Below are 13,870 nucleotides of genomic sequence, written 5' to 3' on the forward strand. Positions count from 1 at the left end.
GATTAAAGGATTAGAATGATTAAAAAAATCTGTCCAAATCTTTTTAATCTGTGGCAAAAAATTATTGAAAATTTCTTTTTCGAACTAAAAGCCAAATAACAACTGGCGCACCAATTATAGACGTAACGGCATTTATTGGAAGCGTGACATCAAAACCTGGCATTTGTGAAACAATATCACAAAACAGCATTATTATGGAACCAAAAAATAAAGTACTCCAAAACAAAATAGTATGATTGCTTGTTTGAAAAGTCAGCTTTGCAATATGAGGCACTGCTAAACCGACAAAAGCAATTGGTCCCGCAAATGCTGTAATCGCTCCTGATAATATGCTGGTTGCAAATATGATTATTAATCGCGCTTGTTTAAAATTCAATCCCATGCTTTTTGCATAATTTTCTCCAAGAAGCAAAGCGTTTAATGGTTTAATACTTTTAGCACTTAAAAGCAATCCGATTCCAACACAGAAAGTTAAAATTACAATAGTTGTCCAAGAGAGATTTCCAAGATTTCCCATTGACCAAAAAGTAAATTTCTGAAGCTGTTCTGCCGTACTAAAATACGTCAGAACACTTACGATTGCGGTGGTAAAACTTCCGAACATTAAACCAACAATCAAAATGGCCATTGTATCTCGCAATCGTTGCGAAACGACTAAAACCAAAAATAAAACCAATGTACTTCCTAAAGTAGATGCCAAAACAATTCCGTAAGAAGACAATGCAATCGCACTTAAAAAAGAAGGCAAAAATCCTGCTCCTAAAATCACAAAAGCAACTCCAAGACTTGCTCCAGAACTTAATCCTAAAACATAAGGGCCTGCAAGCGGATTTCGAAACAAAGTCTGCATTAAAAGTCCGCTCATCGAGAGTCCCGTTCCAACTAAAACGGCTGTAATAGCCTTTGGGAGACGGTAATTAATGATAATATATTCCCAAGTCGATTTTGTTGCATGACCTCCAGTTAAACTGGCAAAAACATCTTTTAGCGGAATCGTAACCGATCCTAAACTAATGCTCGCAAAAAACATTAGAAAAAGTCCTAAAGTCAAGGCAACAAATAAAATGGTATTTCTTTTTTTATTCGCCAATTTAATTCAGTTTTGATGCAAAAGTAAATTCGTAGCCTGTCAATAAATCGGGATGAAATATCTTGATATAATCTTTTAAAACTAAATCGGGACGGCTTGGTGCCAATTCATAATAAACTGTTCCTCCTGTTGCTCCCATCTTTCCTTCAAAATTATATACACTTTTGTTTTTGAAGGCATCAAATTCTGAGTAATGCGGATTTGCTTTTTGCAGTTCTTCTAAACTTTTAAAAGATCCTGATGCAATCCAGACATTAGCCGTTTTCGCTTTGTCTAAAACCTTTTCAAAAGACAAACCTTCACTTCCTGTTCCTTTTAAATCTGCCCATAAATAATTAGCTTTTGCATCTTTCATAAACTGCGCTACCCAGCTATTTCCTTTGGCAACATACCAGACATCTTCGTACATAGAACCATACAATACTTTTGAAGTCGCAGGTTTCTCTTCAACCAGTTTTTTTGCCTGATTGTAGCTTTCTACGATTTTATCAAAAAGCTCTTTTGCTTTGTCTTCTTTTCCAAATAAGGCGCCATAAAGTTTAATCCATTCTGCTTTTCCTAGCGGAGACTGTTCCATCCAATCGCCTTGAATAAGTACTTTTAGACCGCTTTTTTTCAAATTATCCAACATCGGATTATTATTATCGACACCAAAAGTAACAATCAAATCTGGCGACAATTCTATTAATTGTTCGATGTTCAATTTTTCATTTTGTCCAACGTTTTTCACAGAACCTTTATCAATTAATGCTCGTGTTTTTTCTGAAGAAATGTAATCTGTGTGTGGAAATCCGACCAATTTATTCTCAACTTCCAGCATTTCTAAAAAAGGAATATTTGTTGTCGAAGTTACCACAACACTTTCTAACGGAACTTTTATAGCAGGATATTTTTTTAAACTGTCTGGAATTTGTACGTCTTTTTCCTCTAAAATGTAAGTAAATTTCTCCTTAGCATTTGGCCACGGATTAACCACATTTACAATCGAATAGCCTTCGTTTTTTATAATCGAAAGACCCGAAGCAAATTCGATGCTTTCCTTCGCAGCAGTAGATTTTACAGGATCTGGCGCTTCATTTTTTTTACAGCCAACTAACAAAAGAAGCAAAAAAACGACAAGTAATTTATGGAAAAAATATTTCATATTTTATGTTTTGTGTGATCACAAAGGTAAATTAATTTCTATTTTTTTTGTTTACCTTTATTCGCACAAATTTAAACAAATAGCCTTTTATTTGATGAGTGTACCAAAAACAAAAATCTGCTCCAGTTGTGAGGCCGCTTTTTCATGCGGAGACACTTCACCTGAAAATAAGTGCTGGTGCAATGATTACCCGCCTATTTTCAATCTTTCAGAAGGAGGCGACTGCCTTTGCCCTGTATGCTTTAAAGAAGCCTGCGAAGATAAAATTGATGCTTATATCGAAACCGTAACTCCAAAAAAAGCTCTTAATAATAAAGCAATGCTTTTACCCAAAACTGATAATTTAATTGAGGGAATTGATTATTATATCGAAAATGGCAATTATGTTTTTAAAACCTGGTTTCATCTAAAAAGAGGAAGTTGCTGCGGAAATAATTGCCGACATTGCCCGTATTAATTATTAATTATAAATTGTTAATTGTTAATTATGAAAAATAATATTGTTCGAGATAAAAGTTTTGATTTCGCTATAAGAATTGTCAAACTATATCAGTATCTAAATAATGATAAAAAAGAATTTATTCTTGCGAAGCAACTTTTAAGATCTGGCACTAGTGTTGGCGCAATGATACGAGAAGCTGAACATGCTGAGAGTAAAAGCGATTTTATTCATAAGTTTGCAATTGCTCAAAAAGAAGCTAATGAAACTGTCTATTGGCTAGAATTATTAAAAGCCACTGATTATCTCAACGAAAAAGAATTTAAAAACATTTATAATGATGCTATTACAATACTAAAATTAATAACTAGCATCCTTAAAACTTCCAAAAAACAATCAGAAGTAAAAAAATTAACAACTAACAATTAATAATTAACCATTATACATAATGATTTACTTGGTAACTGGCGGTGAACGTTCAGGAAAAAGCGGTTATGCACAGAAACTTGCTTTAGAACTTTCCAACTCTCCTATATATGTAGCAACGGCTCGAAAATGGGATGCTGATTTTCAAAATCGAATTGATCGCCATCAGCAGGAAAGAGACGAACAATGGACAAATATTGAAAAAGAGAAATACTTAAGTGAAATTGATTTTTCCGGAAAAACGGCTTTGATTGATTGCGTTACTCTTTGGCTAACTAATTTTTTTATAGATAATAAAAATGATGTGGCTTTGAGCTTGGAAGAAGCTAAAAGAGAATTTCTTGCTATTGCAAAGCACGAAAATGCTAATATCATTATTGTAACAAATGAAATCGGCATGGGCGTTCATGCAGAAACGCATATCGGAAGAAAATTTGTTGAACTTCAAGGCTGGATGAATCAATTTCTTGCTGCGAATGCCAATGAAGTTGTGCTGATGGTTTCTGGAATTCCGGTTAAAATAAAAGGATAAATTCCAATACAAAAACTCCAAATTCCAAAGCTATGCTTTACCTTTACTAGAATCTTTCCATTTTCAGATTTGGAATTTGGAATTTACAAAATTGGAATTTAAAGAAATGAGCAATTTAGACGATATATTAAAATCACGCCGCGACACAAGACATTTTACAGCAGATGAAGTTCCGGATGAAGTAATCCAGAAAGCTTTACAGGCTGGGCATTGGGCACCTTCTGTAGGACTAACCGATGCTACTAGATATTATCTCATTAAATCTCATGAAGTTAAAAGCTCTATTAAAAACCTCTTTTTAGATTACAACAAAAAAGCCGAAGAACTTACAGATAATCCTGAGCAGAAAGAATTATATAAATCCCTAAAATTAGAAGCAATTGAAGAAGCTCCAATTGGACTTGTTATTGCTTACGATCGTTCGGTTCTAAATCAGTTTACTATTGGAACAATTGGCAGTAACGAAGCCGTAAAATTCAGTTCGGTTTGTGCGGCACAGAATATCTGGCTTTCGCTAACGGAACAAGGATACGGAATGGGTTGGGTTTCGATTCTCAACTATTATCAGTTTAAAAAAATTCTCGATTTACCCGAAAATATAGAACCGCTTGGTTATTTCTGCATTGGGAAACCAGCAACCAATTATAACAATCAGCCAATGTTGCAGCAATTGCATTGGAAACAAAAATCGGAAGCTCCGATCTGTACTGAAATCACAGAAATTAAGTCAATAAATATTTCTGATTTAGATTTAAAATCAGAAAACAAAATCCAAAATAAAGCCGATTTCTATACTCTTTTGCAAGACAAAATAGATTCGAAAACAAAACCTGTTGGTTCTTTGGGAACTTTAGAAGCATTAGCTTTTCAAATGGCAACGGTTTTTGAAACTTTAAATCCGAAAATCGTAAAACCTAATATAGTAGTTTTTGCAGCCGATCACGGAATCGCAAATCATGGCGTAAGTGATTATCCGCAAGATGTTACACGACAAATGGTCAATAATTTTCTAGATGGCGGCGCAGCTATAAACGTTTTCTGCAATCAGAATAATATCGAATTATCAATCGTAGATTCAGGCGTAAATTATGATTTTCCAACCAATGCAAATTTAATCGACGCGAAAATTGCAAAAGGAACGCAGTCATTTCTACACGTTCCTGCAATGAGCAAATCTGAAGTACAATTGTGTTTTGATAAAGGAAAATCAATTGTTGAAAATATTGCAGAATCTGGTTCAAATTGTATCGGTTTTGGCGAAATGGGAATTGGAAACACCTCGACAGCTTCTGTTTTAATGAGTCTTTTAACAGGTTTTCCAATTGAAAAATGTATCGGAAAAGGAACTGGAGTTGAAAACGAAAAACTGCTTTCAAAACAAAATTTACTTAAAAAAGCATTAGATAATTATTCTGGTCAAGATGAATTAATTTCGCAACTCTCCTATTTTGGAGGTTTTGAAATTCTTCAAATGGCTGGCGGAATGCTAGCAGCTTTTGAAAATAAAATGTTAATCTTAGTTGATGGCTTCATTTGTACTGTGGCCTATTTAATTGCTTTTAAAATAAATCCGAACATTAAGCAAAATACTGTTTTTTGCCATTGTTCTGCCGAAAAAGCGCATTCAGAATTGCTAAATTATTTAGAAGCAAAACCTATTTTAAATCTTGATTTACGTTTGGGAGAAGGAACTGGCTGCGCTGTAGCATTCCCAATTTTAAAATCGGCTGAAGCTTTTTTGAATGAAATGGCCAGTTTTGAAAGCGCGGGAATAAGTAGGAAATAGTTTTGCATTTCTAAAAAACAATTATGTTTCATGGTGATTTATTCTCATTTTTGTCATTTCGACGAAGGAGACTCGAGCGATAGCGAATAGACGAAGTAAATCTCCGCAAGTAACTCCGTCCAAACAGACGCCAAACTTTGTCGAGCTTCTCGTAGAGATTTCTCCTTCGTCGAAATGACATACTAAATGGAAAACTAATTATATAAATGAAAAAAGAACTACACATATTCTTCACCTGTCTAATGTTTTATACCAGAATTCCATGCCCTAAAAACATTACACATCATCCAGATTATTTAAATAAAGCCACAAGATATTTTCCCTTTATTGGCTGGATTGTCGGAAGTATATCTTTTATTGCTTATTCTCTATTTGCCTTATTTCTTTCATCAGAAATTGCTGTTATACTAGCGATTATTGCTTCTATTTTAACTACCGGCGCATTTCATGAAGACGGATTTGCCGATGTCTGTGATGGTTTTGGCGGAGGCTGGACCAAAGAAAAAATCTTAATGATTATGAAAGATAGCGCCATTGGCGCTTACGGAGCAATTGGATTGGTTTTACTTTTTCTATTAAAATTCAAACTGCTTTCAGAATCTATTTTATTATTCAACGATTATGATTCTACAGCTGTTTTTAAAATTTACCTCTTATTCATTTCTGCACATTCACTAAGTCGTCTGGCAGCGATAAGCATTATTTTTACACACGAATATTCTCGCGATGATGCTTCAAGCAAAAGCAAGCCAATTGCAAAGCAATATACTTGGAAAGAGGTTTTCGGCTCTTTCTTTTTTGGATTAATTCCGTTACTTGTATTTTCTTATTTTGATTTAAAACTTCTTTTAGCCGTAATCCCTGTTTTTATAACGCGATATTTTTTAGCGCGATATTTTCAAAAATGGATTGACGGTTATACCGGAGATTGTCTTGGAGCTACACAACAGGTTTGCGAAGTGGTATTTTACTTAAGCATTTTATTCTTATGGAAATTTATCTAGTTCGTCATACCGAAACCGTCTGCGAAAAAGGAATCTGTTATGGACAATCGGACGTTGATATTGCTGTTCCTTTTAATGAAATCTTTGACAGAATTATTTCTGAACTTCCTTCTGAGGCAATTATTTTTTCGAGTCCACTAAAGCGTTGCGTTACATTAGCAAAACATATTCAAGAAAATATCAAAACCATTTCGTATCAGGAAGACGAACGTTTAAAAGAAATGAATTTTGGCGATTGGGAATTGAAAAGCTGGAACGAAATTCCGTCTGAAGAACTTAATCCTTGGATGGAAGATTTTGTGAATATAAAAGTTTCAAACGGAGAATCCTTTGTTCAATTACACGAAAGAGTTGGTAATTTTTTATCCGATAAAATTTCAAAAATAAACCAGCCAATTGTAATTGTTGCTCATGCCGGAATCATCAGAAGCATTTTATGTCATCAAAGTTCATTACCCTTAAAAGACGCTTTCAATAATAAAGTTGATTTCGGAGAAGTTATAAAAATCGATTTTTAATGCAAATTATTTATAATTTTTCATGAAACGTAAAACAAATTTGAATAATCAATATTTTTAACTTTATCTTTGCAGCAAATTAAGGTTGTGTTTTTGATTTAAAAACACATTAAAAGGGAATCAAGTAAATTCTTGAGCTGTACCCGCAACTGTAAGCTAAGTTCAAAACGAATGCTTGCTGTTAACTACAAACCACTGTCACGCCCGGCGCGATGGGAAGGTAAACAGCAAGACGCAAGCCAGGAGACCTGCCTTTGTAACAATTTATAGAACTCTCGGGAAAAAGAGTGACGGAATTATGACTTTAAAACAACTTTTTGCTTTTTGCTCTTTTATAATGTGCCAGATTATTTCGGCGCAAAGCGATTCTATTACCAGTCTTAAAGAAGTATTGGTTTCAGACAAAAATTTAAAAACCTATTCAGTTTCTCAGTCTGTTTTAAAACTCAATGATTCTGTAATCAATAAAAACGAAGCTCTTCTAACCGATTTATTAAATTTTAATTCGACTTTATATTTTAAAGAATATGGACGCGGAATGCTTTCTACTGTTTCTTTCAGAGGAACAACTTCTTCGCAAACAGCAGTAATTTGGAACGGGATAAATATCAATTCTCAAATGAATGGAAGCACCGATTTTAATACAATTTCTGGTTCCGATTATAATTCAATAAGCGTTAAAGCAGGTGGTGGAAGCGTTATTTACGGAAGCGGGGCTGTTGGAGGTACTGTACATTTAAATAACGATTTGTTATTTTTTAATCGATTTGAGAATAACTTAAGACTAGATTACGGCAGTTTTAATACGATTGGGATTAATTATAAAACTTCTATTTCTAACAAAAAATGGAGCGCCCAAATTGGACTTTCAAAAAATAGCTCGACAAACGATTATAAATATTTAAATCGATATACTTGGAGAGGCGACCAAAGATGGAATCAGAATGGACAATATGACATCATTACCCTGAGTGCTAATGCTGGATATAAATTCAACCAAAATCATATTTTAAAGCTTTACAGCCAAAGTTCAAACACCGACCGTAATACTTCGTTAGTAGTAGAATCTGAAACCAAAAGCAAATACATAAATGGATTTAACCGAAACTTATTGGAATACGATGGAAGTTTCGGAAAACTTAAAACCAATTTCAAAACCGCTTACATTTTTGAAAACTATCAATATTTTGCTGATAACTCTTTAAAAAATTATAGTTACGGAAAGACTGAAAATTTAATTACGAAGTTAGATGTCGATTATCATTTATTTAAAGCAACTCATATAAACGGAATTGTCGATTACAGTAGAACAAATGGCTACGGAACCAGTTTTGGAAACCATATTCGCGAAATAAGTTCTGCTGCTTTGCTAATTAGACAAGATTTTGGCACTAATTGGAAAAACGAATTAGGCGTTAGAAAAGAATTTACCAATAATTACAAATCGCCCGTTTTATTCAATTTAGGATCTTCTTATAAATTTAACGATTGGTACAATCTAAAACTGAATGTCTCTAGAAACTTTAGAATTCCAACTTACAACGATTTATATTGGGACGAAGGAGGAAATCCGAACTTAAAACCTGAAAGCTCATATCAAGGAGAAATTGGCAATGTCTTTACATTCAAAAATCTGACTTGGACGCAGAATTTTTATTACATGAAAATTACTGATATGCTGCAATGGGTTCCAGGAGCAAATGGTATTTGGACTCCACAAAATCAAGACAAAGTAAATAGTTATGGTACAGAAACTGTTTTAGGTTGGAAAAAAAGTTTTGGCAAAAACAATTTTGCTTTAAATGCCACTTATGCCTATACAATCTCACAAGACGAAAAAACGAAAAATCAAATCTTTTTCGTTCCATTTAATAAGGCAACAGGAGCATTTTCGTATTCTCGAAATAAAATAAGTGCTTATTATCAAATTCTTTATAATGGCTTTGTCTATACGAGAGCCGATAATAATCCAGACGAAATTATTAATGATTATACGATTTCAAATATCGGAATCGATTATGATCTTAAATTTTTAGATTCTTTCAAAGTAGGTTTTCAGGTCTTAAACCTTTTTAATAAAGACTACGAAAGTCTAGAAAACAGACCAATGCCTGGTCGCAATTTCAATATGTATTTAACCTTAAAATTTTAATATATGAAGTTTAGTAAATTACTTTTAATAGCGTTAAGCATCTCGTTATTTGCTTCTTGTTCAAGCGATGACAACGATAGTCCAAAAGGTGCTTACGACAATGGTTTTTTTATTTTAAATGAAGGAAGCACAGATGCTGGAACGGTATCATTTTCTAGCGATGATTTCAGCATTTTTACTAAAGACGTTTATAAAGCAGAAAATGGATCTGATGTACTTGGGAAATTTGCTCAAAACATCTTTTTCAGCGGAGACAGAGCGTATATAATTGCTGGCGGATCTAATGTAATAAACATCGTAAACCGTTATACTTTTAAGCTAATCGCTAAAGTTGACAGCGGATTGGCTAATCCAAGATATGGTGTTGTAAAAGATGGCAAAGCTTATGTAACAAATGCAAACTCATATGATTCTGTTACAGATGATTATATTGCTATTATTAATTTAGCAACAAATCTTGTTGAATCTAAAATTAACCTAAATACAACTGGAAATAGAATTGTTGAAGAAAGCGGAAAATTATACATTACAGATCCTATCGGTAGTGACAAGCTTTCAATTTACAATATCAACACAAAAGCTTTAGAAGCTCCAATAACAATTGGCTCTGGTTCAGATTCTATTGAAGAAGAAAATGGAACTCTTTATATCTTACGTCCTTCTTTTACACAAAGCAGCGAAATTATAAAAGTTAAAATCTCTGACAAATCAGTTTCTAAAATTGAAATTCCAGAATCTCAAGGAGTTGCCGGATATTTAGACATCGAAAACAACCAAGTTTATTATACAGTAGGAAACTCAGTATACTCAATTAACACGGCTGCAACAACAGCTTCTGCTAGCCCACTCTTCACGGCTACTTCAGATATTGGATACCTTTACGGATTTGCAGTTAAAGGCAACCGCGTTTTCCTTTCAGATGGAGGAAACTTTAAAACAGACAGCAAAGCCTATATTTATAACTTCAGCGGAAGTTTATTAAAAGAATTAACTGTTGGTGTTGGTCCAAACGGATTCTACTTTAACGATTAATTTTAACCTTTAGAATTAGTTTTTGTTTTTTTTATGGAAAAGGCTTTCATTTCTGAAAGCCTTTTCTATTTATTGTATTTTAGTTTTTTAATGGATTTTGAATGTACATTCCGTGTCTTAATCCGTTAATGATTTTTGAATCTGTCAAATAAGGGGTATTCGGCTCAGAATTATCATTAAGAGTTCTTTTGGCTGTAGATCCTGTGATTTTAGAAATAGCCAGATTAAGCAAAGGCTCAGACGTTTCTCCTAAAACACCAAAAGTATCCAAATATTCTCTTTGCGCATAAGTAGGCTGTAAACCTTGCTGGTAATCACCAAAACCTGCAGAATTTGAGATTTTAAAAACTAGAGGTTGCATCGCATATTTATGATTTGGATTAATTCCTTTTTTAGAAAACAAAGTTTCTGAATCGTAAATGGTATAAGAGCCAACGTTTTTACCTATAGTAGTTTCTCCAATCTGAACTACATTAATATAAGGCTTTAAGCCATTTATAACCAATTCGCTGGCAGATGCTGTACTCGCAGTAGCAATAATATAAACTGTATTTAAATTTAAACTGTTTAATGCTGTCCCGTCAATATTATTTACAAATCTATAATTCAAGCTTTCTAAATCGTCAGCAGTCATATCTTTCATCCACTTAGTATTAAATTGCGTTTTTGCAAAAACCTGAGTATCAAATTGTCCTGTGATCATACTAGAAAGTCTTATAGCAGAAGGCACCGATCCTCCTCCATTATATCGAAGATCTAAAATCAAATCTGTAACTCCTTGTGATTTTAATTCTCCAAAGGCCTGATTTAATCTACTGTCATAACTTGAATAAAAACCATTATACATCAAATAACCAATTTTATGGCTTCCAGAAGTAATCACTTTATTAATGAAAATAGGATTTTCTTCTAAAACAGTTTTAGTTAAGGCAACCGATTTTCCGTTTAGAACATAACTCGTTCCATTATAATCTGCCAAATCTAAAGTATAACTATCTTGATTTAATAATAGCTGCTGATAATTAGAAACAGTAAGTTTTGTCCCGTTTACACTAGTAAACAAATCGCCACGTTTAATTGCTTTAGTAGCGGCATCAGAATTTGGAATAATGTATCGCACAAAACCCACCACATCATTTGATGTCGAAGATACTCGGCTTAACCTAAAATCGACACCGTTATTCTTAGTAACACCACTTAACTCCTGTTCTAGAACAGTATAATCTTCAACAATCCAGCTAAAACGATCAATAGCATCTCCGTTAGGATATTTACTAACTGGTCTGTTTAATAAATCTTCAAATAAATCTTCGGGATGAGAATATCCTCTTAAAAACTGATTAAAATCTGGTTGTAAATTACGGCCATCAGCTAGATTTGGAACATCTTGTTGCCATAAGTAAACTTCATTTAATCCTCTCCATATAAAATTATTAATCTGCAGGTCAGCTGGAGCAGCTACATCATCCTGATCTTCACAAGACTGTAAAGAAAAAGCGAATAAAAAGAGAAAAAGAACACCCTTTAAAGTTGTTTTCATATCGTTTAAGTATCTTAGTAGTATAACTGTAAAAATAGCATCTTTACTTTTAGCTTCGTTAAAAAGCAGTTTTTTTTACATAAAAAAATTTAGTTTTTCTTGTAACAAACATAATTGTACCTCGTCTTGAATATATAAGCTAACGATTAACCATCAGATTAATGAACCAAGTTGTATTTATAGAATTAATAAATCCTTTTAAAGACAAAGTTTTTCGTCTGGCAAAAAGATTGCTTACAAGTACTGAAGAAGCAGAGGATGCAACTCAGGAAGTAATGGTAAAATTATGGAACAAAAAAGACAATCTAGAAAGTTACAATAGTGTTGAAGCATTGGCAATGACTATGACTAAAAACTATTGTCTCGACCAGTTAAAATCTAAAAGAGCTAGCAATCTACAGATTGTCCATAATAATTTTACGGATCGGCAGCCACAATTGGACAAAAAATTAGAGGATCAAGATAGTTTAGAATGGGTCGAAAAAATTATAAACGAGATGCCCGAACAAATGCAGCTTTTAATTCAGCTTCGGGATGTTGAACAATATGAATTTGAAGAAATAGCCAAAATCGTAAATATGAACGAAACCGCAATACGCGTGGCACTTTCGAGAGCGAGAAAAAAAATTAGAGAATCAATGACAAATACACACCTTTATGGAACTAAATAAAATAGAAGATATATTAGAAAAATACTTTCAGGGAGAAACTTCTATTGCCGAAGAAAATCAATTAAAAGAATATTTTTCTTCACCAAATGTTGCGCAGCATTTGGAGCAGTACAAACCTATGTTTGGCTATTTCTCTCAAGCAAAAGAACAGAAATCGACGTATGAGATTCCACTACAATCTAAAAAACGCAACGTAGCGTGGTTATCGATTGCGGCTTCTACTGTTGTTTTGCTGGGCATCGGAACCTATTTTTTTGTTAGCGAAAAAAATGACACTACTGCAGTAGCTTCGCAAACAGAATTAGGAACTTACGATGATCCCGAAGAAGCCTTAAAAGCAACTCAAAAGGCTTTGGCTTTATTATCAAACAATGTTAATGTAGGTATTGAAAGTGTACAGTACATTAAAGAATACGAACAATCAAAAAACAAAATCTTTAAACAGTAATTAAACAAAAAAATAATCATGAGAAATTTCATTATAACTTTAGTCTTCGCATTCGTTTCTACCACTTTTTATGCACAAGGTGCTTTTGACAAATTTGACGGTCAAGACGATGTAACTTCTGTAATTGTAAACAAAAAAATGTTCGATTTAATGAGCAAAGTAAAATCTGACCCGTCTGATAAAGAGACACAGCAATATATTGCTTTAATTAAAAAACTGGATTATTTAAAAGTGTTTACCACTAAAAATCCAAAAATCGAAGCCGATATGAAAGCTACTGCCGACAAATATGTAAAAACAGCCGGTCTAGAAGAATTAATGCGAGTAAATGACAGCGGAAAAAACGTTCGAATTATGGTAAAATCTGGTGCTACTGATACACAGATAAAAGAACTTTTAATGTATGTTGATGGTGCCAAAAATGACGAAACTGTTTTATTATCTTTAACTGGTAATTTTGATCTAAACGAAATCTCAGTATTAACAGATAAGATGCAGCTTCCTGGAGGAACAGACTTAAAAAAAGCTTCAAAAGGCAAAAAATAAAATGAGAACAAATATCTTCATCATAGCACTTACAGCTCTACTAACTTTAGGGAGCTGTAATTCTGAACCTTCACTTCAAAAATATTTTGTCGAAAATTCAGAGAAAAAAGATTTCATTTCATTAGATGTTTCACCAACTATTCTAAATGTTGATAAAACAAAATTATCTGCAGAACAAAGCGAGGCTTTAAATTCGTTTGACAAAATGAATATTTTAGCTTTTAAAGCGGATCAAAATAATCAGGCAGAGTTTGAAACAGAAAGAAACAAAGTAAAAGCCATATTAAAAGATCCGAAATATCAAGAATTGATGAAGATTGGATCTGGAAAAGACGGTGCCTCTGTAAGCTATGTTGGAAGTGATGACAATATAAAAGAGTTTGTCATTTTTGCCAACAGAAAAGAAAATGGTTTTGCAGTAGTTCGTGTGTTAGGCGAAGATATGAACCCAAATAACATTATGACTTTAATGTCTGTTTTACAGAAATCTAAAATAGACATGGAACAGTTAAAACCTTTAGAACAATTGCTGAAAAAATAAA

At 33.3% G+C, this 13,870-nt stretch carries 15 protein-coding genes and 1 riboswitch; of the genes, 12 read left to right on the plus strand and 3 right to left on the minus strand.

Translation table 11 applies throughout. The annotated features are described in order from the left end of the window. Positions 1–61: 61 nt before the first annotated feature. Positions 62–1,090, minus strand: coding sequence for a FecCD family ABC transporter permease (locus tag OZP10_RS04710; RefSeq protein WP_432419408.1), 1,029 nt, complete (start codon positions 1,088–1,090; stop codon positions 62–64). Between the two features lies 1 nt (position 1,091). Next, complete coding sequence (locus OZP10_RS04715) at positions 1,092–2,234, minus strand: ABC transporter substrate-binding protein (RefSeq protein WP_281633725.1); 1,143 nt, start codon at positions 2,232–2,234, stop codon at positions 1,092–1,094. Between the two features lie 94 nt (positions 2,235–2,328). On the opposite strand from OZP10_RS04715, the gene OZP10_RS04720 reads away from it, so the two are divergent. From OZP10_RS04720 to OZP10_RS04755, 8 genes are all read left to right on the plus strand, one after another. Further along, positions 2,329–2,691 (plus strand): C1orf53 family protein, encoded by a 363-nt coding sequence (locus tag OZP10_RS04720; protein ID WP_281633726.1) that lies wholly within the window; start codon positions 2,329–2,331, stop codon positions 2,689–2,691. 30 nt (positions 2,692–2,721) lie between these two features. Further along, positions 2,722–3,102: a four helix bundle protein gene (locus tag OZP10_RS04725; protein WP_177212276.1), complete on the plus strand. Its 381-nt coding sequence runs from the start codon at positions 2,722–2,724 to the stop codon at positions 3,100–3,102. A 19-nt stretch (positions 3,103–3,121) separates the two neighbouring features. Continuing rightward, on the plus strand, positions 3,122–3,631 hold the full coding sequence (cobU, locus tag OZP10_RS04730; RefSeq protein ID WP_281633727.1) for a bifunctional adenosylcobinamide kinase/adenosylcobinamide-phosphate guanylyltransferase: 510 nt from the start codon (positions 3,122–3,124) through the stop codon (positions 3,629–3,631). Positions 3,632–3,737: 106 nt separating this feature from the next. Further along, positions 3,738–5,417: a nicotinate-nucleotide--dimethylbenzimidazole phosphoribosyltransferase gene (gene cobT, locus OZP10_RS04735; protein WP_281633728.1), complete on the plus strand. Its 1,680-nt coding sequence runs from the start codon at positions 3,738–3,740 to the stop codon at positions 5,415–5,417. A gap of 206 nt (positions 5,418–5,623) precedes the next feature. Beyond that, positions 5,624–6,421, plus strand: a complete 798-nt coding sequence (locus OZP10_RS04740) for an adenosylcobinamide-GDP ribazoletransferase (RefSeq protein ID WP_281633729.1) — start codon at positions 5,624–5,626, stop codon at positions 6,419–6,421. Then, positions 6,406–6,939 carry an alpha-ribazole phosphatase gene (cobC, locus tag OZP10_RS04745; RefSeq protein ID WP_281633730.1) on the plus strand — a complete coding sequence of 178 codons (534 nt, stop codon included), beginning with the start codon at positions 6,406–6,408 and terminating at the stop codon, positions 6,937–6,939. The genes OZP10_RS04740 and cobC overlap by 16 nt, the downstream gene beginning before the upstream one ends. 65 nt (positions 6,940–7,004) lie before the next feature. Then, a riboswitch (cobalamin riboswitch) is annotated at positions 7,005–7,209 on the plus strand. Between the two features lie 28 nt (positions 7,210–7,237). Beyond that, the gene (locus OZP10_RS04750; protein ID WP_281633731.1) at positions 7,238–9,091 is read left to right on the plus strand and encodes a TonB-dependent receptor plug domain-containing protein; all 1,854 of its coding nucleotides are present in this window, start codon (positions 7,238–7,240) and stop codon (positions 9,089–9,091) included. Positions 9,092–9,094: 3 nt separating this feature from the next. Beyond that, positions 9,095–10,123, plus strand: coding sequence for a YncE family protein (locus OZP10_RS04755; RefSeq protein ID WP_281633732.1), 1,029 nt, complete (start codon positions 9,095–9,097; stop codon positions 10,121–10,123). A gap of 79 nt (positions 10,124–10,202) precedes the next feature. On the opposite strand, the gene OZP10_RS04760 is transcribed toward OZP10_RS04755, so the two are convergent. Further along, the gene (locus OZP10_RS04760) at positions 10,203–11,663 is read right to left on the minus strand and encodes a GFO_1087 family putative carboxy terminal peptidase (RefSeq protein WP_281633733.1); all 1,461 of its coding nucleotides are present in this window, start codon (positions 11,661–11,663) and stop codon (positions 10,203–10,205) included. A gap of 161 nt (positions 11,664–11,824) precedes the next feature. Here OZP10_RS04760 and OZP10_RS04765 point away from each other — a divergent pair, with 161 nt between their 5' ends. From OZP10_RS04765 to OZP10_RS04780, 4 genes are read left to right on the plus strand one after another with little or no spacing between them, the layout of a single operon-like run. Then, positions 11,825–12,334 carry an RNA polymerase sigma factor gene (locus OZP10_RS04765; protein WP_177212268.1) on the plus strand — a complete coding sequence of 170 codons (510 nt, stop codon included), beginning with the start codon at positions 11,825–11,827 and terminating at the stop codon, positions 12,332–12,334. Beyond that, positions 12,321–12,782, plus strand: coding sequence for a PG0215 family putative anti-sigma factor (locus OZP10_RS04770; RefSeq protein ID WP_281633734.1), 462 nt, complete (start codon positions 12,321–12,323; stop codon positions 12,780–12,782). Before OZP10_RS04765 ends, OZP10_RS04770 begins: the two co-directional genes overlap by 14 nt. Before the next feature lie 18 nt (positions 12,783–12,800). After that, entirely contained in the window at positions 12,801–13,328 is a 528-nt protein-coding gene (locus OZP10_RS04775; protein WP_281633735.1) for a DUF4252 domain-containing protein, read from the plus strand. Between the two features lies 1 nt (position 13,329). Beyond that, on the plus strand, positions 13,330–13,869 hold the full coding sequence (locus OZP10_RS04780) for a GFO_1091 family lipoprotein (protein ID WP_281633736.1): 540 nt from the start codon (positions 13,330–13,332) through the stop codon (positions 13,867–13,869). The last annotated feature ends 1 nt before the right edge of the window (position 13,870 follow it).

Source organism: Flavobacterium luteolum (assembly GCF_027111275.1).
Taxonomy (GTDB): Bacteria; Bacteroidota; Bacteroidia; order Flavobacteriales; family Flavobacteriaceae; genus Flavobacterium; species Flavobacterium luteolum.